Consider the following 21,404-nt stretch of genomic DNA (forward strand, 5'->3'; position numbering starts at 1 on the left):
GTTTATTGAGCTGAGGCAACAGACCTACATATTTTTAGTCATAATGTAGGAAATGCTTTAAAGCAAAGGTTCTAACTGTTCTGCCATAAAATCTGCTATCCAAGGTTGAGCATCAGGTTTTGGATGAAGCCCGTCCTGCATCATCCATTCTGGTTTGACAATGACCTGTTCTAGGAAAAAGGGAATGAGAGGAACCGATTTTTCACTGGCGATGGTTGGATAAAGTTGTGAAAACGCTTCGCTATAACGTTTACCGTAATTTGGCGGAATGCGAATTTGCATCAGAATGACTTGGCTATTTTGTGCTTGTATGGTGTCGATCATCGTTTTCAGGTTGTTTTCAACCAGTTGTGGAGGAAATCCACGTAGACCATCATTAGCACCAAGTTCAATTAAAACGGAGTCAGGATTGTGTTGTTTTAACAAAGAAGGTAAGCGTGAAAGGCCGTTGCCTGTCGTATCACCCGAGATACTTCCGTTAATTACTGTTACAGATTTACCTTTGTTTTTTAAAGCATCACCAAGCAAATTAGGCCAAGCTTGTTCTATAGACATGTTATAGCCGGCGCTCAAACTATCACCCAACACTAAGAGTGTGTTACTACTAGCGTTGGTCGAGAAAAATACAACAAGAAGCAAGGAAAGTAGTCTAGTCATGCAATCATCCGTTATTTCAGCTCAATCTTTATCTAAAGTAGTCTCCACCAATCAGGAGCAATTAACAATCCTCAAAGAGGTGAATCTTGATATTCGCCAGGGCGAAAGTGTGGCCATCGTCGGCACTTCTGGTGCAGGTAAATCCACCTTGATGACACTGCTTGCAGGATTGGACACGCCGACCAGCGGAGAAGTTCATCTGTTGGGGAAATCACTGACAGAGCTTGATGATGAAGCGAGAGCCGCGATTCGCAGTCAATCGGTAGGGTTTGTGTTCCAAAGCTTTTTGCTCATTCCAAGCTTATCTGCATTAGAAAATGTCACTTTGCCATGTTTGTTAAAGGGCGAAGCCGAAGATAAACAGCGGGCAGAAGCGTTATTAAAATCTGTGGGGTTAGATCATCGTATTCATCACTCGCCAAGTCAGCTTTCGGGTGGTGAGCAGCAGCGAGTTGCTCTGGCGCGTGCGTTTATGATCAGCCCACAAGTGTTATTTGCAGATGAACCGACAGGCAACCTAGATCAGGAAACCGCAGCGAAGGTTATCGATTTACTTTTTGAGCTGAACTCGCAACATGGAACAACATTGGTTCTTGTCACTCATGACCCTGTTCTTGCTGCAAGATGCCAAAGACGCTTTCACATGACGGCAGGTATGTTGGAGGAGCGAGTATGAATGTTGCCCCATCTTTAAACAAACGTCTGTTTCGATGGAGCTTTAGCGAGATTCGCCACGGCCAACTGTGGCCGATTTCCTTAGCTCTAACTCTCATCATTGCCTGTGTGTTTGCTTTAACAGCATTGGCTGACCGTATGGAGCAGGTGGTTGTTAAGCAGGGCAAAGATGCATTGACGGCAGACAGTGTGTTTGTTTCGGCAAATCCTTTGCCTTCAACGTTGCTGCAATTGACCAATGAAAAAAACTTAACCACCTCCACCATGACTCGTTTTTCCACCATGGCGTTCAGTGACAATGGTATGAAGTTAGTCACGGTTAAAGCCGTAGACAGCCAATATCCATTGCGTGGAGAGATGGAATTGTCGGATGGGAAAACCATCAAGCATCAGATCCAGCCAAATGAGTTATGGCTGGACGAACGAATTTTCAACGAACTGAATGTAAATATAGGTGACAGTGTCACTATTGGTGATGCTGATTTTGTCGTATCGGGCAGAGTTGTTCAAGAACCCGGTTTAAGCTTCAACCCATTTCAGCAAATGCCGTCCGTTTTTATTCACTTATCAGATGTTGAGCGCACCGGTGCTATCCAAATCGGCAGTAGAGTTCAGTACCAGCTCTTCATTAATGCTGAAGAGCCTGTCATTGAACAACTGAAAAAAGCAGTAACTTTGTCCCCAAGTGAGCGATGGAGAGATCAAGATAGCGGCAGCAGAACCAATGAAGTGTTTGAAAGAACTCAGCAATATCTGTCTTTGACTGTGGCTATCGTGATCATCATGGCAGCTACCACTTTGGTTTTGACCTGCCAGCATTATGTTTCTACTCGTCAGCGCACGATCGCAATGCTTAAAAGCTTGGGTGCCAGTAAGCAATGGGTAGGACGTTGGTTAGCCATTCAAGTGGCGTTACTACTTGGTTTTGCCGCCGTGAGTGGCATTGTCATAGGAATGGGGCTGGAATATCTGTTGCGCGTGCCGTTGGTCGACCTGCTGCCTACGCCGCTTCCAAGTTATGGTTATAAACCTGCGCTTGTGGCGCTGACCTCAAGTGTGTTAATTGCCGTACCTGCTTTAGGTATCCCGCTTGGGCATCTACTTAATGTAAATGCAGCCAGTGTTATGCAGAACACTCAAAAGCAGAACCGAATGAGATGGAATATCGCTCTTGCGCTTGTGCCTTTACTACCCATGCTTGCTTTCTATTGGCAAAACAAGTTGGTTTGGATAGTACTTGCAGGAATAACGGTGCTGTTTTTGATTCTTGCTTTAATCAGCGTTGTGGTGACACGTTCTTTGGCAAAGTTACCGCTTAATACTGCAATGAAGCTGGCCCTTAGCCGAATCAATCGTTCCTCTGTGGCTACTGGCATTCAATTTGGTGCATTGTCACTTTCGTTGATGTTATTGGCTGTAATGTGGTTGGTTCGAACAGATTTGTTGTCTGACTGGCAAAAAACATTGCCAGCTAATGCGGCGAATGCCTTTGCTTTCAATATTGCCACTTATGAAAAAGATGCGTATTTGGAAACCATAGACAAAGCTGGAATTGAACGTTCGGATGCTTATCCGATCATTCGTGGAAGATTAACTGAAATTAACGGTGTTGAAGCGAAAACTTATGCACAAGGGGAAGGGAGCAGCGATGCGTTAAGGCGTGAACTTAACTTTACTTGGGGTGATAGCCTACCAACCTATAACGATTTGATTGCTGGTGAGTGGACGCAAAGTAAAGGGGTGTCAGTTGAGCAAGATGTCGCTGAAGACCTCGGCCTTAAAATTGGGGATAAACTGACATTCTCTATCAACAGCCAACCTATCGAAGCGACGGTAAATACTATTCGTCATGTGGAATGGCGTGCTATGAAGCCTAACTTCTACTTCATTTTTACACCGGATTTATTACAGGACATTCCTAGCTCTTGGTTGGTTAGCTTTCGAATAGAACAGCAGCATGATGGGCTACTTACAGAACTGTCACGCAATCACCCTACAGTGAGTTTGATGGATATCCGAGCAATGGGAGCGAAAATCCAAGATCTGCTGACACAAATTGTCTGGTCGATAACAGTACTTGCTTTGATGGGCGTAGTGGCTGGTATACTCCTGATTTTTACGTTATTACGCTTAAGTCTGAGCCAGCGTCAACAAGAGATAAGGCTGTATAGAACTTTAGGCGCGAGCCGTCGTCGAGTCACTCAGACTATTTGGTCAGAGTTTGGGCTTATGGCTTTGGTTGCAGGTATCGTTGCTGCTTTAAGCGCAGATGTGGTCGTAGCGAGTGTTATGAAGTTCGGTTTTGACTTGTCAGCTTCGCTACATCTGAACATGTGGCTGGTGCTGCCAATCGTCACTTTTTGCACATTAGCTGCGGTTGTGAATAGTTTAATTAAGCGTTTGTTAGTTCCTATAAATAAAGCATTTAATTAGTGATTCCTTGAGTAAGTGCGAGAGTTATCCACAAAAACGGTGGATAAATGCTGGGATAACTAAGAGCTCTGATGCAGTGTATTTCTGCCTCAGCCCCGTAGAACCTTTGGCTGCAGACAGAGCTTTATGCACAAGGTTAAAAAAGCACCGATCACAGAATATTGAGTCAAGATATTTATTTCATTTTTTTGTATTGCAACTTTTATTCTGTCGAGCTATAGCCACGTAAAAAATGTGATTTTAATAACACTTTATAAGCTTTAGAATGGGTTTAGTTTGAATGACTATCGGTAGCGACATGTCACAGAATACAACAAACTTTCAGTCACCTCGCGTCGCCGTCATTGGCGGCGGCGTCGCCGGTGCAACAGCTGCGGTTCATTTAGGTGAACTGGGCGTCAATGTACTGTTATTGGAAAAAGGTCCGAGTTTAGTTAATGGGCCGCCAATTTGTCACCTCCATGCTGGGGGTAACTTATACAGAGAAATTTCAGAGCAACAATGTATTGAATTGTTGCGTCAGTCGGTTGAAACGATCCGTCTGTATCCGCATACCTTGAATAAACGCCCAACAGTGATTGCTATTCCGGATACCGATTCAGGAGAGCCACAAGATATCATTCCTCGTTTGGATACCATTCAGGCATGTTATCAACAGTTGGTCGATGAGGATCCTCGTAACCAGATTATGGGCGATCCTAAGCAGTATTATTCGATTTACCAACGTGAGCAGTTAGAGATCTTAGCCAACCAAGTTCAACCGAAGGAACCGCTGACCAGCGAAGAGTGGTTGATTCCGTTTGCCAGGTACGCTGACCTGAACTCGATTAAATACCCTGTAGTGGTTGTTCAAGAGTATGGTTGGAGTGTATTTCGACTTGCTGCGAGTGCGGAGCTGGCGCTAAGCGCGATGGCTAACTGTCAGGTAAAGACTCACGCTACTTTGGTTAGTGCAGAATACAACGGGTATTGTTGGCAGCTTAAGTATGTGGATATTGATGGTCAACATCACCAAGTGGAAGCCGATTATCTGATCAATGCCTGTGGTTATGAGACAGGTAAAGTCGATGACATGGCACATTATCAGCGTAAGCGCATGGTTGAATTTAAAGCGGCCTATGTCACTCACTGGCCGCAGTGCCAACATGAGTGGCCTGAAGTGGTATTTCACGGAGAGCGTGGTACGCCACGAGGCATGGCGCAGCTAACACCTTATGCCGATGGTGTGTTTCAGTTACATGGTATGACGGAAGATATCACTTTGTTTAAAGATGGTTTAGTAACCTCTGAGGACAACTCTTCTCAGCCAGTTCTGCCTAAATATCTGCAGCGCAAAATACTTGAAGGCTGGCAGAGTGATGCTCTTAATGAAAGAACTCACAAAGCCATTCGACATATCAGTCAGTTTATGCCCGAATTTGAGAGTGCGCAGGTCGGTGGCAAGCCGTTGTACGGTGCCCAGCAAATTCCCGGATATGATGCGACACTGCGAGCTGCAGATGTAACGTTTGAAGACAACAACTATGCTCGAATGGAAGTGGTGAAGGGGTCGTCTGCGTTAGAGGCGGTGAGAAAGATAGTTTCCAACTGGCAGCTTGTGAAAGCACTATCGGATAAGTTAATTGAAGAACAGCACCCGATCAGTATGTCGTTGACGCCCAACGATATTGAATCGAGAGCGAAGCGACTAGCGCAAGAGCGAGGATATCCTCAAGCTTTAGCCAAGTTTGTTGGTATGAAATAACCTGATATGTATTAGCCCCAGAGTCTATCGACTATGGGGCTGATTTTTAGAAATCTAGCCTAAGCATCCAGTTGAGCTCTAATTTTAGCGATAAGCTCAATAGCGGCTTCATTATCACCATGAACACAAATTGTGTCGGCTTCAATGGGGATAATCGCTCCGTCAGATGTACTGACTTTGCCATATTCTGCGATCTGTTTAATTTGACTCAAGATGGCGTCTTCGCTGGTTAAAACAGCATTCGGAGAAGAGCGAGGTGTTAATAGCCCGTTCGATAAATAGGTTCTATCGGCAAAAGCTTCAAACAGCAGTGGCACATCGTAACTGTCTGCAATATCTAAATAACGTTGATTGTTTCCTGAAGCCAATATCATTAAAGGGATATTGAAACATGAAACAGCATCAGTGATTGCCCGAAACACATCTTCATTTTTCATCATGTCATTGTATAAGGCGCCATGAGGTTTAACGTATGTGACTTCAGTATTCTTGCTTTCACATAGCGCTTTTAGTGCGCCAATTTGATAGATAAGAATCTCGCAAATTTGTTCTTCTGAAAACGACATGGAACGTCGCCCAAATCCTTGCAAATCTGGATAGCCAGGGTGCGCACCAATCTGAACATCGTGTTGAATCGCGTAATCTATGGTTCGGCTCATGACATGCGGGTCGGAAGCGTGAAAGCCACACGCAATATTGGCCATATCGACCCATGGCATAACCATTTCGTCGTTGCCCATGCGCCAATGACCGAAACTTTCGCCCATGTCGCAGTTAAGAGTGATAGTCCGTTTTTTCACGTGAATCATCGTTCCTTAGTATTTAAGCTACTATAAAATACAGAATTAATTATAAATAAACAGCGATAAAGCTCATCGTTTATTGCATGTACCACATGATTGATGGCTTGTTTAGCTGATAACTGGTTTAGCCGAAAAATTAGTCCCTATTGAACGCCCATACACATGGAAGAGATCGTAAATGAAAAAAGCGACGTGTATTTATACAACGTTAGTTTTTATTTCAGCAGCAGGATACGCTGACGACAATGTTCTTGAGCATCTTATGAGCCTTTCAATTGAAGAGCTCTCAATGTTGAATGTTCAAATGGAAACAGCCACTAAATCGTCTCGGCGATTAGCTGATATCCCGTCTTCAGTTTATGTGTTGAGTAATGAACGCATCATTCGAAGTGGTGCGCGTTCTATTCCCGATGCTCTAGCGCTGGTTCCGGGGCTGCATGTTTCCAAGTTCTCAGATACCGAGTGGATCGTTTCCGCACGAGGCTTTCATGATGGGCTTTTCAACAAACAACTTGTCATGATTGATGGGCGCAGTGTCTACAGTCCTCTCTATGGCGGAGTTTATTGGGCAGACATCGATTATGTACTGGAAGACATAGACAGAATAGAAGTGCTTCGCGGACCGAGTGCGGCTTTGTGGGGCGGTAATGCAGTGAATGGCGTTGTAAATATCATCACAAAGTCGGCAAAAGAGACTCAAGGAACCTTTGTAGCGGCTGGATGGGCAGAAGGTGGAGACTACGATACAAGTGTCCGACATGGGCTGCAATGGAGCGACGATGTTAGCGCAAGAGCGTTTTACAAGAGGCGTCAGCTTCGCAACGACCGAAGGAAATCGTACCCTGACTGGACTTTTGAGACGGCAGGTATTGTCACTCAATCAGATGATGATAGCGATGCTTGGGCTTTTCGTCTCGGAGGTGAACGTCTAACCTATAGCCAGGATTGGTATCAGCTACATTACTCAAATGGTTATTTAGATTCCGTTGATCTCGTTGAGCAACACGTTGATAGCTATTCATTTTATACACAAGCGAGTTACGATAAACGACATTCAGACAAGCTGGTCGGAAACTATCAGGTTTGGTTTGAACGCAACTCGAATGAAATGGCAGATGGTGCTGGATTGTCCAATACCTTTGACTTGGATTTTAACTATAACTATCAGGAAAATGACGAACATCTACTCACTTATGGTGGCGGTTACCGTCTCGTAGAAGTCGAGTTTTTTCACCCATATGAAGGGATAGATTTTAATAATCTGCCGTATTATCAACGTTATGCCTTTAAGCAGAGAGATGTCGATAGTATTGCAAACTTATACTTGCAGTCTGAAAAAACATGGAATAGTCAATGGAAGACAGTAGCAGGCGTTAAATTGGAATACTTTGAGCTTTCAGAACAGTTTGAAGTATCACCTCAATTACGATCGTTGCTGACAATAGATGCCAATCAAACGGTTTGGATAGGCTATGGACGAGCATCAGTTGCTCCTTCATACCTAACTTCTAACACTTATCTCATCTCAAACTATTATGACCCCAACCAGGCTCGGGACCTTGTTGAAGTGATGTTTGCTGAAAGTAATATGAAGCCCGAAAGTGCAAGTACATATGAAGTTGGATATCGATATGATTCAGTCACTGGCTTTGAATTTGATGTAATGGCCTTCCTAAGTCACCATAAATATGTGCGAGGACGAGACAATATTGCTATGTCCGGTGTTCCTGATCAGGTCGTTGGTTTAGCGGTAACTGATGACTATTCGCTAGATACTCATGGCGTAGAGTTAAGTGCAGGGTATTTAGCATTAGATAATTTGCGTTTCTATCTGAGTTACAGTTACTTGCATGCTAAAGGTGAATGGAATGGAGGGACTTATTCCAGTGGCAGTTTTGAAAACTGGTATAACATTGATGCACAGCATAATACAAGTTTACAGACACTCTGGGATATTTCTCCTCAGTGGAAGTTAGATTTTATCATTCGTGGTCACTCGATTAAGTACAATGACTATTATCCTCAAATCCCGAATTATATTGCTGTTGATGCTCGTTTAGCGTGGCAGGCATATCCCAAGGCACCTAGGTTAGAACTCATTTTGCAAAATATCGGGGAGAAAAATGGATATAGAACCGACTGGATTAGCACAGCTAATGAAGAAACTGGAGTGCTGAAGGCTTCTTATGAGTTTTAATTTACGCCGTGCATTTATTCTAATGTCTGTGCTTATTTCAAGCGTTGCTTATGCTGCCTATGATCCAGCGGATATTAAAGCGGTTTATATTTACCGTATTTCAAATTTCATCCACTGGAACAGTGAAAGTGAAATGGCCAATATAGAGTTCTGTATTGTTGGCAATGATAAAATTGCGTCAACGCTAAAGAAAATCACTCTTGATAAAACCGTTCGCAATCTCCCTCTTTCAGTTACTCCTTTTTATAGGGAACAGTGTGACATTCTTTTTGTGGATGCTCAGAGTGGCTTAAGTCTTGATAGTGTTAAACCACATACGGTTGTCATTAGTGACAGTCAATCAATTAGTGCGCAAGGTGGAACAATAGAGCTAGCGACGCTAGAGGGTAAAGTTAAACCGAAGATCTACATGGCCAATATTGGTGCGTACTCAATCTCTTCCAGCTTGTTACGCATAGCTATCATTGAAGATGGGGAGAAAATATGAACTCGCTATCTTTAAGATTCAAACTCATTCTTCCGATTTTCTTTCTGATGTCGTCCATTTTCTGTATTGCACAGTGGTTTAGTTTTCAAAAAGACATTGAGCAGAAAGAGGAAAGTCTAATCGAGCGCGTTCATGTGCTATCGAAAGGCGTATCCTATAACTTACAAGCGGCCATTTTGTTTGATGATCAACTTATTGCTCAAGACATTCTGTCCGCTTTTGCGGTCGACGAAGATGTTGTGCGGGTTAAACTATTTGATCAAGAAAACCAGTTGTTTGCCTTGTATGAGAAAGCGGGCAGTGATGCACCGATTCCCAACGAGACTCTACGCAAGAAAGCACTGCAGAATGAGTATGCTATCTCTGACCAATATATTTATCTTACCGTTCCAATTGAAATAGAAGGGCAGACAGTGGCTTCTTTAAGCGTAACGGTTTCGGCAAAGTCTTTACGTGAAATATATGAGACAGCACTTAATGATGCATTGTTCTTTTTTACTGTTTTGACGCTTTCTGGTATCGCACTTTATCAGTTAGTTCAAAAGCTAATTGTTAAGCCTGTGTACTCGCTGAATCACGCGATGAAGGCATACATTGATAACCGAGAGCGAAATGTAGATATCGAATGCAAATCCAAAGATGAAATCGGTGATTTGGTGAGTGCATTTAACACCATGCTAGACACTATTGAGGCTCACGAAGAACAAGACAGGCATACGCTCGCTAAGTTGGAGCAAGAGAAGTCGTTTGCCAATGAAGTGGTCGATACTGTCCAACATGGTTTAATTGTGGTGAACAGTAATGGCGAAATTATCATGTCAAACGGTGAAGCTAGCCGGGTTTTCCATCATTCATCACTGGGGCTGTTAGGGCAAAATCTTATTGATATTTTACAAGTAGATAACGATTCCATCATTGATTCAGCGTTAAATGAACATAAGCAGCTAGATGAAGAACTCATAGTCAGGCAAAACGGTAATAATGCTCAGCAGTTACTGCGAGTCAGCAGTCGTCCACTATCCAGACCGGATCAAACTTTGTTCGCGATTGAAGATGTGACGGAAATTGAAGTTGCACTTCGTCGCCAAAGATTAGCGGCAGGGGTGTTTGAAAACAGCCAAGACGGAATAATTCTGCTCAACCACCAAGGTGTGATTACAGTGATTAACCCTAAGGTAACGGAGTTGCTTGGCTACAACAACGAAGATGTAGTCAACAAACCGATTGATGACGTCTTGGCTTGGAATCAATTCAGCTCTTTGCTGCCAAGTATCGAACAGTCGTTGGCGGATTTTGGTCAATGGCAAGGAGAGGTATGGGAAAGGCATACGGATGGTCATCTTGTGCCGCTGTTTGCCAAAGTTAATCGCATTGCTAAATCTGACCTATCTAAAGGACAGGATATGGTCATCATCATTTCAGATCTTTCCAATGTGAAAGAGATGGAGCGCTTGGAATACCTCGCGCATCATGACTCACTAACAGGTTTGGCTAATCGCTCTAAGTTGTATCGGGTAATTAATGACATCATTGCCGAGAACCAAGTGTCGTTTCGTCCATTCTCTTTGCTTTACCTAGACTTAGATGGGTTTAAGCAGATTAATGATAACTATGGCCACGAGGCCGGAGATGAAGTTCTCAAACAGGTGTCTGAGCGATTGCTTTCTCAGGTTCGCAGTCAGGATCTTGTTGCCCGATTGTCTGGTGATGAATTTGTCATTGTGATTAATCCAAGTGAGCGACAAAGTGTTGAGCTAATGTCACAACGACTGATTAAGCTGATTGAGCAAGATATTCAATACAAACAACACAGTGTTAATGTTGGGGCAAGCATTGGCGTATACTTCATTGACAGCAGAGAAGATAGCCTAGACGCGATGATCAAAGTGGCCGATAACGCGATGTACAAGGCAAAGAAATTAGGTAAAGGCCAATTTGTACTTACTGAAAAATCAACTCAAGAATTGATGTAAATACAGTACAGTTGGCAACAAATTTTATAAATGGTTGGGTAAGTAGCGTTAGGCTGCTCTTATGGAGAGAAGAATGAACGTATTAGTGACTGGTGGCATGGGGTACATCGGTAGTCATACATGCATCCAGATGATTCATGCAGGAATGACACCGGTGATCTTGGATAACTTATACAACAGCAAATCAACAGTGCTTGATCGCATCGAGAAAGTGGCTGGGATAAAACCTAAATTTGCTGAAGGTGATATTCGTAACAAAGCCTTGATGGTGGAATTACTGACTGAGTACAAGATTGACGCCGTTATTCATTTTGCAGGTTTAAAAGCCGTTGGAGAATCGGTTCAGAAGCCACTGGAATACTATGATAACAACGTTAATGGGACTCTAGTTTTGGTTTCAGCAATGCGAGAAGCCGGTGTGAAGTCCTTGGTTTTTAGCTCTTCCGCTACGGTTTATGGCGATCCTGCATCTGTACCTATCACCGAAGATTTCCCGACCAGTGCGACGAATCCATATGGTCGCAGTAAACTGATGGTGGAAGAGTGTCTGACGGACTTTCAAAAAGCAAACCCTGATTGGAGCATTACGCTGCTGCGTTATTTTAATCCTGTGGGTTCGCATCCATCGGGTGAATTGGGTGAAGATCCGCAAGGGATCCCTAATAACCTAATGCCTTTTGTCTCTCAGGTTGCAGTAGGGCGTCGAGAGTTTCTTTCTGTGTTTGGTAGTGACTACCCAACTAAAGACGGTACAGGTGTCCGTGATTACATTCACGTGATGGATTTGGCAGATGGTCATATTGCAGCATTGCAGAAAGTGGGTGATAAAGCGGGCTTACATATCTATAACTTAGGCACCGGCATAGGCTATAGCGTGTTAGATATGGTCAAGGCGTTTGAGCTGGCTTCAAACAAACAGGTGCCATACAAGCTGGTGGATAGACGACCTGGTGACATTGCGGAATGCTGGGCTGATCCTGCAAAAGCAGAGCAAGAGTTAGGCTGGAAGGCTTCGCGTACACTTGAAGAGATGACTCAAGATACGTGGCGTTGGCAGTCGAATAACCCGCAAGGTTATCCTTCAGCCTAATGGTGTAAACAAATAAAAAGCGGCCGTGAAGTCCGCTTTTTATTTATATGGATGCTATCCAGCCAGACGAACTATTTCTCAAATAGAGAAAGCAATTCCCCGTAACCTTCTTGCTCCATCTTATCGATTGGCACAAAACGCATCGCGGCTGAGTTCATGCAGTATCTCAACCCTGTAGGAGCAGGACCATCGTCGAATACGTGACCGAGATGAGAGTCAGCAAAGCGGCTGCGAACCTCGGTTCGGGTATAAAACAGCTTGTTGTCATCGTGCGTGACAATGTAGGCCGAACTGATGGGCTTAGTGAAACTTGGCCAGCCTGTACCTGATTTGTATTTATCGGTGGAAGAAAATAGAGGCTCTCCAGAAACGATATCCACATAGATCCCTGCTTGCTTGTTGTCCCAGTATTCATTTTGGAAAGCACGTTCGGTGCCTTCCTCTTGAGTAACGTAATACTGTAGGTCGGTTAGTTTGGCTTTGATCTCTTTATCAGACGGGCGAGTGTATGCTTTGACACTGTTGAGAGCTTTTGTCTTGTCGATGATTTCTCGTAGCGTTACCGGCTTTTCGACTCTGTCTTTACCGAAAATCTCGTCTAGGTACTGATCACGTCCAGAAGCGTAACGATAGTACTTATAACGCAGCGAGTTATTTTTGTAATAGTCTTGATGGTACTCTTCCGCACGCCAGAACTTGGTGTATTTAATCAGCTCAGTTTTTAATGGCTTTTTGAAAATGCCTGTTTGTTCAATTTCTTTCATGAAGTTAGCAGCAATCTGCTTTTGCTCATCATTGTGATAGAAAATCGCAGGGCGGTATTGGTTCCCTCGGTCAACAAAAGAGCCTTGGTCATCGGTTGGGTCGATATGTCGGAAGAATTGGTCCAGAACCTGTTCGTAAGTGACTTTTTTAGGGTCGTACGTCACCTGAACCACTTCAATGTGTCCCGTTTTACCTGACGAGACTTGTTTGTAATTTGGGTTATCAACATTTCCGCCCGCGTAACCAGAGACTACGTCAACGACACCCGGAAGTTTTTCCAAATCTGATTCTGTACACCAGAAACAGCCACCCGCCAAGGTAGCAACTTCCGTTTGACCAGATTTCATTGGATCTGCGTGAGTCGATGTCATTTCGCTGGTGGCATGACTGAACGAAAAAATTGATAAAGGTATTGCTGCGAAGAGTAGTAATAGTGCTGTTGAGCGTTTCATAACTTTTCTTACCCATTTTTATTATCGATATAAGAAAAGAACGGCACACCAAGTGAAAAATTTCAAACTGTTTACGAAAGAAATAAATCTATCGATAAAGAAAAGGCAGCTTGGGTTGCAATGCTGCCTTGTCGAATTTGATTGGGTGGGTTAACTCAAACCAATAATATGCCCGTGTTCATCGATGTCTAATGACATAAAGGCGGGCTTGTCTGGTAAACCGGGCATGGTCATGACGTTGTCGCACAGCGCATACACAAAGCCAGCGCCAGCGCAGAGTTTGAGCTCGCGAATCATCACTTCAAATCCGCTTGGTGCGCCTTTGATTGAAGAATTTGTGGTAATGGAGAGTGGCGTTTTTGCAAAACAGACGGACAGGTTTTCAAAGCCTTGTTCGTTCAACTGCTTTAATTGCATTTGAGCTTTATAACTCAGCATAAATGAACCTGCTCCATAGCCTTTGGTGACGACACTGGTAATTTTGGTCATCAGCGCATCTTCAGCTTGGTATAAAGGTTCAAACAAAGAGGTTTTCTCGCACTGTTTAATGACTTTTTCTGCAAGCTCTTTCGTGCCTTCACCACCTTTAACAAAACCCTCTGAAATCGACACTTCAACATCGTTAGGTAAAGCCTCGATAAGTTCAATAAGCTGCTGTAGCTCTTCGTCAGTATCTTGTGGGAAACGGTTAATTGCGACAACCGCAGGAATGCCGTATTTGTTAACGTTGTTGATGTGCCACTTTAAGTTCTCAAAACCTGCGACTAAAGCATCTCGATCTGGCGCGAATAATGAGTCGGGGATAGCTTGACCCGGACGTAAATCGAATTGACCTGAGTTTGCTTTCAGACCGCGCAAAGTTGCCACAATAACAGCGCAATCGGGTGTTTTACCTGATGCTTTTGCTTTGATGTTACAGGCCTTTTCAAAACCCATGTCTGAACCGAATCCGCCTTCTGTGACTGTGTACTCGGCTAAACGTGTCGCGATGTCATCGGCAATGATCGATGAATTGCCGTGTGCAATATTGGCGAAAGGCCCTGCATGGATAAGGGTAGGCACGCCCTCTAACGTTTGCATTAGGGTTGGTTTGATCGCTTCTTTCATACTGACCGTCATCGCGCCAGCGACTTGCAAATCCTCTGTGGTTACTGGGTTACCATCAAAACTGTAGCCAATCACAATTTTGCCGATACGTTGGCGCAGATCTTTAAGGTCAGAAGCTAAAGCAAGAATTGCCATTAGTTCAGACGCTGCGGAAATATCGAAACCGTCAGTACGTTCATAACCATTGATGGTTTTACCCATTTCGTTTTGGCCAACCGTCACCATGCGCAGCGCGCGATCGTTATGGTCAACAACACGTTTCCATACCACTTGGTGTGGATCGATTCGTAGCGCTTTAAGCTGTGTTCGGCGTTCGAAATCTTCATAGCCGTTACGCTGCTCATGGTAGATACGCGCATCAATAGCGGCAGAGGCTAGGTTATGGGCGGCGGTCACCGCATGAATATCACCAGTTAAGTGCAGGTTTAACTCTTCCATCGGCGCTACTTGAGAATAACCTCCACCGGCAGCACCACCTTTCACACCAAAGATTGGCCCCATAGAAGGTTGGCGTATACAAGCAAAAACCGACTGATTCAATTTTGCTAATCCTTGCGCTAAACCTATGGTTGTGACCGTTTTACCTTCACCGAGCGGTGTCGGTGTGATGGCTGTGACCAACACAAATTTGCCTACGGGTTTTTCATGCAATCGTTCTAAACATTTTAATGAGACTTTTGCTTTGTAATGGCCGTGACTTTCGTACTCTTCAGCAAGTAATCCTGCTTTTTCAGCAACGGCATCAATGTGAGTCAATGGGGTAGTGCGGCAAATGTCGATGTCTGATAGCATAAAATCCTCAGAGGGTGATGGTATTTAGTTGAGCAAACGTTTGCGTTGGCATGTTATCTAGAAATAAGTCGATGTAAAGTGTTTTTGTGAGAGGATTGTTCGATTGCGGTGATTTTCAAAATTATGCTGATTTGTGTCAACTCTCGGATAATATTTACTCACTGAAAAAGATTAACAAACTTTATAAAGTAGCAAGGTGACCGAGATGATCACCTTGCTGTTGTCATTCTATAGAGTGGAGCTATTTATGCCAGCTCTATTAGCTTTTCAACCAGACGTTCGATACCTGATGCCGCTTCTGAAATACTGCCTGCCAACATATAAGCTGGCGTAGAAAGAACGTTGTGTTCATGGTCATAGACGAAGTCATCGACTGGGCAGTTGATGTGGTCCCCTCCCATGTGATTGAAAGCGATGGCGGTATCTTTGTCATTACCAATTGTGCCTTGCACGCCGTGCTCATAAATCATTGGAATAATAGTGGGGGCGATACACAGATACGCAGCTGGTTTACCAGATTGAGCGAACGCTCGACAAGCAGACGCAACATGAGCATTAATGGTGCACTCTGTGCCTTTAACTGCAAAATCAGTTAAGTTTTTGGCCGCGCCAAATCCACCGGGAAGGAGTAACGCATCGTAGTCGTCGGCTTTGAGTTTTTCTACATCGTCTATCTTGCCTCGAACAAGCCGAGCGGCCTCTACCAGAACATTGCGCTTTTCTGTCATCACTTCACCGGTCAGGTGATTGATAACATGCAGTTGTTCGATATTAGGCGCAAAGCAATGCCAGCTTGCCCCTTGCTTCTCAATGGCATGGAGCGCTAAGACAGCTTCATGAATCTCTGAGCCATCGAAGACACCACAGCCACTTAAAATAACGGCTACTTTTTTCATCGACTTATTCCTTGTGTTTAGCAGGAGTTTTTCTAACCTTGCGACCTTTCTTCGCTTTCAAATGGTTATCGGTAGATAAGTCTAGTTGAGGATCCGAAGTTGGAGCGTCGCACAGATCACAGCTCGAATTTTGTTCACTTTCACTTTGGGATTCTGTGTCACTGTCTGGGTAATGTTTCACAACAAACGGAACAAGCATTACAGATGAAGGCAAGAAGTGTTTCATGGCTAATCCAATTGATCTCTAAAAAGTGGTCAACAGGTTTTATATGTCGTTAATCACTCATGTTTATTGTGCTAAATCAGTGAACAGGCCTTTTCTCGCGTTCACCTTTTATTGTTGTGACTCAGAATATACCTTCGTCCCAAACCGGTTTGTCTCTGCCCAATTTGTCCGCAACAAACTCCATAAATGCCCTTACTTTGTGTGGAAGATGCTTACGTTCAGGAAACACGGCATAAATGGCGTGTTCGGGCAAAGAATAGGGCGTCATTATGGGCTGCAATTTTCCAGACAAGATGTCTTTGCTCACCAGAAAAGTAGGCAACTGACCCACACCTAAGCCTTCGATGAGAGCGCGGCGGATCGCTTCACTGTTATTCACAATAAAATTCCCTTTGGGAATCACTTTAAACTCGTTGTGTTGTTGTTCGAATGTCCATTCACTACCACCTCTGAAATAGGAGTAAACAAGACAGTTGTGACCAATTAGATCAGAGGGCTTTTGCGGTGAGCCATTGCGCTTTATGTATTCAGGTGATGCGCACAAAACGCTTTTGCAATTAACCAGCCGCTTTGCCACCAGATTTGAGATGGGTAGGTTGCCAATACGAATGGCGAGGTCGAACTCGCCTTCGATTAAGTCGACCATTTGATCTTCTAGTTGTAGGTCGATAGTGACTTTGGGAAACTGCTCAAGAAATTCGGCAATGATAGGTGCGATGTAAAGCACGCCAAAAGACATTGGGGCGGTGATCTTAAGTTTACCTTTTGGTTCACCTTGTAGCTCAGTGACGGCATCCATTCCTTGTTGTGCCAATGCTAGGGCTTGAGAAACATGGTCATAGTAGCGTTTGCCTGCTTCAGTCAGACTCAGTTTTCGTGTGGTTCGATTGAGCAGACGTATGCCGAGTTCATCTTCCAACTGGGTAACCCGTTTACTGATTGCAGATTTCGTCACTCCCAGCTTTTCGGCTGCTAGCGAAAAGCTTCCGCATTCAACGACCGCAACGAAAATAGGGATGGTAGAGAAAGTATTGTCCATGATTATTGTTGCCTCTAAATTAACAACAAGTTTCCGTTGCTAGAGATTATCATTTTATGGAAAACAATCTACACTAGGCACACCGTTTTTGAGGAGACAGATATGAAGTACGACTGGATATTATTTGATGCTGACGAAACCTTGTTCCATTTCGATGCTTTAAAAGGCATGCAGTTAATGTTTGAACGCAAAGGTGTGAATTTTACAGAACAAGATTTTCATCATTATCAGCAGGTTAATAAGCCACTTTGGGTCGATTATCAAAACGGAACCATCACTGCCGAAGAACTTAAGCATATCCGCTTTAAAGCTTGGGCTGAGAAACTTGAGACCACCACTGCCGAATTGAACAGCGCATTCTTAGAAGCAATGGCTGATATCTGCACTTTACTACCGGGTGCAAAAGAGCTGATGGATGCACTAAATGGCAAAGCGAAGCTTGGCATCATTACTAACGGTTTTACTGAACTTCAGGCTATTCGTTTGGAAAGAACCGGTATGACTCAATACTTTGATCATGTTGTGATATCAGAAGAAGTGGGCGTCGCTAAGCCTGATGCAGGTATTTTCCAGCATGCAATGGAGAAAATGGGTAACCCGAGCAAAGAACGAGTACTGATGGTGGGGGATAATCCTCATTCAGATATCCTTGGTGGCTTAAACTTTGGTATCGAAACCTGTTGGGTGAACGTGCATCAACATGAAAGACCCGAAGGGATTAATGCGCATTATGAAGTGCAATCCTTGCATGAGTTGCGTAGTATTCTGTTAGCGTAATTCTCATCCACAAAATGGGTGTGCTCACAAGAAGTAGGTGAAAGGAATACTGTGCAATACGTGAAAATTAAAGATGCCATCGTTGAACAAATTGACGCTGGCATGTTATCTCCAAGACAGAAGCTACCTTCTGAGCGCAAATTGGCAGAATCATTCGATACTACTCGCGTAACACTGCGTGAGGCGTTATCGCTACTTGAAGCTGAAGGGCGTGTATTCCGTGAAGACCGACGTGGATGGTTTATTTCCCCAGATCCACTACGTTATGACCCTACACAAACGCTTAATTTCAATAAGATGGCTGAGGCGCAAAACCGTGTGCCTAAAACTGAGCTACTTGCAGCGAAAGCGATGATAGCCAACAAACAAGCATCAGCACTGCTTGGGTTAAAACCCTTCTCGGATATCTATCGAGTGGACAGAGTGCGATACCTTGATGCTCGTCCTGTGGTATTTGTGACTCACTATATTCGCCCTGAGCTTTTTCCAGATCTCTTGTCACACGACATGTCACAGTCATTAACCGAACTCTATAAAGAACACTACTCGACGCAATATCAGTCGGTCCGCTACCGAATTTCGACAAGCTCATTGCTGGGAGAAACTGCACAAGCACTGCGAGCAACCGATGGTACGCCAACCATGGTGGTTGAAAGAGTGAATTATGATGCTAATGGTGACGCAATATGTTGCGACATCGAGTATTGGCGCCATGACGCGATCAGTATCGAATCAGTCGCTCAACTCTCCAGATAAACAATCCTAAGAAAGAAAATAGCCTGCTAATGCAGGCTATTTTTATCTGTCTGCTCGCTGTTCGAAAACTAGTGTTGCTCTTCTGCGTCTTGGCGTTTAATCACTTTGTGACCATCTTCACTGACGCCATTTTTCCAGTAACTGCTGATATAGATGAAATCTCTGTCTATCTCTTTGTCATTGCGGAAGTATTGGCGCAGGGCTTTCATCGAATCGAACTCACAAGCGCACCAAACGGCACATTGTCCTTCTAGCCAAACCTGAGCTTTGACCATATCCACCAATTTGTCGCCGTACTCAGCAACGGCCCAAATCACTTTGACACCTTGTGGTGCTTCAAGTGTTTGTACATCTTCATGTTCGTTGACCTCAATAACCGCGTAGCCACGTGCATTTTCATCTAGGTTTGCCAGTGTTACCGCCAGTGCTGGTAGCGAAGTCATATCAGCAACAAGGAATACCCAATCTGCATTTGGATTCGTGGATTGGCCTTGGCCCGGCCCTGCAATCGAAATGGTGTCGCCTACTTTTGCATTCATTGCCCAACGGGCAGCGAATCCGGACGATGGGTCATGAGTAATATGGCGGACAAAATCGACCACAATGCTGTTTTTCTCTTCATCAAACTCGCGGATTGTATAAGTGCGCATGACTGGTCTTGCGTCTTCATCTAAATCTGAGAGTTGAGTTGAACCTTCTGGTGAGAACAGAAGTTTGATGTAGTCGCCTTCGTTTTGTTTTCCAAAGTGAGCAATAGCATCACCTTGTAATGTAATTCTTTGAATGCTGGGTGAGATTTGCGCAGTTCCAATGACTGTTAATGGATAAGCGCTTCTTTTATTTTGATTTTTCTGCATAGTAACTTCTTTCGTACTTATAAAATATATTCATTTTCTTATTGACTGCGACGCTACTTTAGCCGCAAAAATTCAGCTTATCAATGATAATAATTGTCATTTACGAAAGTTTACATCCAGATTTCGAGGTGGTTATAGAAATAAAAATCACACATTTTGTGCGTAATTTGAGTGTTATTGCCTTGGTTTTTCAGAAGAATTCGACTTTTCCGGCATACCTAGTTAATCGAACAAAACACTTTTATAAATATAACGTTGATTATTTCTCTTCAAATATCCCATTGTTGGCTTTACCAATGGTAATCATACTGAATCCAGCATTTAGAAAGTTAGATAAATTGAGTCGATTCAGATAAGGGGTTGCCATGTTAGTTGACGGTAAATGGACAAAAGATTGGAAAGCGATGCAGAAAGCGGACGAGAAAGGACGTTTTGTTCGACAAGTCTCCAGTTTTCGTAACTGGATAACACCGGATGGCAGCGCTGGTCCAACAGGTACTGGTGGTTTCAAAGCGGAAGCGGGGCGTTATCGTCTGTACGTTGCTTATATTTGTCCTTGGGCTTCACGGACATTGATGGCTCGTAAGCTTAAAGGTTTAGATGAGTACATCGAAGTTACAGTGGTGAACCCTGTGATGACTAACCAAGGCTGGAGCTTTTCGCAATACGCAGGTTCTGACACTGACCCACTGTTTAATTCGCAGTACTTACATGAAATTTACACCCGAGCGGATGCACACTTTACTGGTCGTGCGACCGTTCCTGTATTGTGGGACATGAAACAGAATGTGATGGTAAATAACGAGAGCGCAGACATATTGCGTATGTTAGATACCGCATTCGAACACTTAGTGCCGTCAGATGTTCGTTTGTATCCAGAACAATACGCAAGTGAAATTGATGAGTTGAATCCTCGTATCTATGACCTGCTAAACAATGGTGTTTATAAAGCGGGCTTTACGCAGTCGCAGGAGTCTTATTTAGAAGCGGTAACCGGCGTTTTCTCAATGCTCGACGAGCTTGAACAACGTCTGGAAGGTAAAGAGTATTTGGTGGGTAATCAACTGACAGAATCGGATGTGAGAACTTTCGTTACTCTGATCCGTTTTGATGCGGCATACCATGGCTTATTCAAAACAAACCTTAAACGTATTGCAGATTACAAAAATCTATCTGCTTATATGGAGCGAATCTTACGCTTGCCCGGTGTTGTGGATACGGTAAATATGGACCATATCATCACAGGCTATTATTCGATCAAAGATCTTAATCCTTCAGGTGTGCGGCCAATCGGACCAAAACACATTGATGATTTGCTTCGCTCTGTAGGGCACTAAAACAAAAGGCAGCTAAAGCTGCCTTTTGTTGTTCGCGACTAAGTGAATCTCTATGTACTTATTGCTTATCTTTTTCTTGTCGGTTTTCGTAGTATTCCCACTGTTCGACCTTCTCATCATCTGAGAGCACACAATACGTCACGCGTTTAGCGTCCTCAGTGACCATTTCGAGGTTGCCGCCTTGCTGTACACAGTAGAGTGAGGCAGGGCTCGTGGTTGCTTCATACTCCTTCACAGCGTATTCATCCGGTTCGTTTGAGCAGCCAACAAGTAGCGCACTACCTATTAAAGCTGAAATCACAATACTGTGTTTTTTCATCGGTTATCTCCATGGGCCTATT

General features: G+C 43.9%; 19 protein-coding genes. 10 read left to right on the forward strand and 9 right to left on the reverse strand.

Annotated elements, in window-relative coordinates; all coding sequences use genetic code 11:
• Positions 1-57: 57 nt before the first annotated feature.
• On the reverse strand, positions 58-657 hold the full coding sequence (gene tesA / locus HKI82_RS11105) for a multifunctional acyl-CoA thioesterase I/protease I/lysophospholipase L1 (RefSeq protein ID WP_102941301.1): 600 nt from the start codon (positions 655-657) through the stop codon (positions 58-60).
• Here tesA and HKI82_RS11110 point away from each other — a divergent pair.
• From HKI82_RS11110 to HKI82_RS11120, 3 genes are all read left to right on the forward strand, one after another.
• Positions 656-1,333 carry an ABC transporter ATP-binding protein gene (locus HKI82_RS11110; protein ID WP_171138037.1) on the forward strand — a complete coding sequence of 226 codons (678 nt, stop codon included), beginning with the start codon at positions 656-658 and terminating at the stop codon, positions 1,331-1,333. The genes tesA and HKI82_RS11110 overlap by 2 nt on opposite strands.
• On the forward strand, positions 1,330-3,765 hold the full coding sequence (locus HKI82_RS11115; RefSeq protein WP_171138038.1) for an ABC transporter permease: 2,436 nt from the start codon (positions 1,330-1,332) through the stop codon (positions 3,763-3,765). Before HKI82_RS11110 ends, HKI82_RS11115 begins: the two co-directional genes overlap by 4 nt.
• A 280-nt stretch (positions 3,766-4,045) precedes the next feature.
• The gene (locus HKI82_RS11120) at positions 4,046-5,509 is read left to right on the forward strand and encodes an FAD-dependent oxidoreductase (protein WP_171138039.1); all 1,464 of its coding nucleotides are present in this window, start codon (positions 4,046-4,048) and stop codon (positions 5,507-5,509) included.
• 59 nt (positions 5,510-5,568) lie between these two features.
• Here the strand turns inward: HKI82_RS11120 and HKI82_RS11125 are convergent, their stop codons facing one another.
• Positions 5,569-6,309: a 5-oxoprolinase subunit PxpA gene (locus HKI82_RS11125; RefSeq protein ID WP_102941440.1), complete on the reverse strand. Its 741-nt coding sequence runs from the start codon at positions 6,307-6,309 to the stop codon at positions 5,569-5,571.
• Positions 6,310-6,490: 181 nt separating this feature from the next.
• Here HKI82_RS11125 and HKI82_RS11130 point away from each other — a divergent pair, with 181 nt between their 5' ends.
• The 4 genes from HKI82_RS11130 (at position 6,491) to galE (ending at position 12,059) form a co-directional block, all read left to right on the forward strand.
• Positions 6,491-8,509 (forward strand): TonB-dependent receptor plug domain-containing protein, encoded by a 2,019-nt coding sequence (locus HKI82_RS11130; protein ID WP_171138040.1) that lies wholly within the window; start codon positions 6,491-6,493, stop codon positions 8,507-8,509.
• A complete protein-coding gene (locus HKI82_RS11135; protein ID WP_102941306.1) occupies positions 8,499-8,996 on the forward strand; it encodes a YfiR family protein in 498 nt (165 codons plus the stop codon). Before HKI82_RS11130 ends, HKI82_RS11135 begins: the two co-directional genes overlap by 11 nt.
• Positions 8,993-10,969, forward strand: a complete 1,977-nt coding sequence (locus HKI82_RS11140; protein ID WP_171138041.1) for a sensor domain-containing diguanylate cyclase — start codon at positions 8,993-8,995, stop codon at positions 10,967-10,969. Before HKI82_RS11135 ends, HKI82_RS11140 begins: the two co-directional genes overlap by 4 nt.
• Before the next feature lie 73 nt (positions 10,970-11,042).
• Positions 11,043-12,059 (forward strand): UDP-glucose 4-epimerase GalE, encoded by a 1,017-nt coding sequence (gene galE / locus HKI82_RS11145; protein ID WP_171138042.1) that lies wholly within the window; start codon positions 11,043-11,045, stop codon positions 12,057-12,059.
• 71 nt (positions 12,060-12,130) lie between these two features.
• Here galE and msrB read toward each other — a convergent pair whose 3' ends face one another.
• The 5 genes from msrB to HKI82_RS11170 all read right to left on the reverse strand — a co-directional run bounded on the left by msrB (position 12,131) and on the right by HKI82_RS11170 (position 17,336).
• Positions 12,131-13,276 (reverse strand): peptide-methionine (R)-S-oxide reductase MsrB, encoded by a 1,146-nt coding sequence (gene msrB / locus HKI82_RS11150; protein WP_102941309.1) that lies wholly within the window; start codon positions 13,274-13,276, stop codon positions 12,131-12,133.
• A gap of 150 nt (positions 13,277-13,426) precedes the next feature.
• A complete protein-coding gene (locus tag HKI82_RS11155) occupies positions 13,427-15,175 on the reverse strand; it encodes a formate--tetrahydrofolate ligase (RefSeq protein ID WP_171138043.1) in 1,749 nt (582 codons plus the stop codon).
• A 245-nt stretch (positions 15,176-15,420) separates the two neighbouring features.
• Positions 15,421-16,071: an isoprenoid biosynthesis glyoxalase ElbB gene (gene elbB, locus HKI82_RS11160; protein ID WP_042483166.1), complete on the reverse strand. Its 651-nt coding sequence runs from the start codon at positions 16,069-16,071 to the stop codon at positions 15,421-15,423.
• 4 nt (positions 16,072-16,075) lie between these two features.
• The gene (locus HKI82_RS11165; RefSeq protein WP_171138026.1) at positions 16,076-16,297 is read right to left on the reverse strand and encodes a hypothetical protein; all 222 of its coding nucleotides are present in this window, start codon (positions 16,295-16,297) and stop codon (positions 16,076-16,078) included.
• A 121-nt stretch (positions 16,298-16,418) separates the two neighbouring features.
• A complete protein-coding gene (locus HKI82_RS11170; RefSeq protein ID WP_171138044.1) occupies positions 16,419-17,336 on the reverse strand; it encodes a LysR family transcriptional regulator in 918 nt (305 codons plus the stop codon).
• A gap of 102 nt (positions 17,337-17,438) precedes the next feature.
• Between HKI82_RS11170 and yjjG the strand changes: the two genes are divergently transcribed.
• Both yjjG and phnR read left to right on the forward strand, forming a co-directional pair.
• Entirely contained in the window at positions 17,439-18,113 is a 675-nt protein-coding gene (gene yjjG / locus HKI82_RS11175; protein ID WP_171138045.1) for a pyrimidine 5'-nucleotidase, read from the forward strand.
• A gap of 51 nt (positions 18,114-18,164) precedes the next feature.
• Entirely contained in the window at positions 18,165-18,869 is a 705-nt protein-coding gene (gene phnR / locus HKI82_RS11180; RefSeq protein WP_171138046.1) for a phosphonate utilization transcriptional regulator PhnR, read from the forward strand.
• Between the two features lie 68 nt (positions 18,870-18,937).
• Here phnR and HKI82_RS11185 read toward each other — a convergent pair whose 3' ends face one another.
• Positions 18,938-19,726 carry a siderophore-interacting protein gene (locus tag HKI82_RS11185; protein WP_171138047.1) on the reverse strand — a complete coding sequence of 263 codons (789 nt, stop codon included), beginning with the start codon at positions 19,724-19,726 and terminating at the stop codon, positions 18,938-18,940.
• A 365-nt stretch (positions 19,727-20,091) separates the two neighbouring features.
• Between HKI82_RS11185 and HKI82_RS11190 the strand changes: the two genes are divergently transcribed.
• The gene (locus HKI82_RS11190) at positions 20,092-21,063 is read left to right on the forward strand and encodes a glutathione S-transferase family protein (RefSeq protein ID WP_171138048.1); all 972 of its coding nucleotides are present in this window, start codon (positions 20,092-20,094) and stop codon (positions 21,061-21,063) included.
• A 58-nt stretch (positions 21,064-21,121) separates the two neighbouring features.
• Here the strand turns inward: HKI82_RS11190 and HKI82_RS11195 are convergent, their stop codons facing one another.
• Positions 21,122-21,382, reverse strand: a complete 261-nt coding sequence (locus HKI82_RS11195) for a putative hemolysin (protein WP_171138049.1) — start codon at positions 21,380-21,382, stop codon at positions 21,122-21,124.
• Positions 21,383-21,404: the final 22 nt, after the last annotated feature.

It is taken from the genome of Vibrio plantisponsor, assembly GCF_013041605.1.
In the GTDB taxonomy this organism is placed as follows: Bacteria; Pseudomonadota; Gammaproteobacteria; order Enterobacterales; family Vibrionaceae; genus Vibrio; species Vibrio plantisponsor.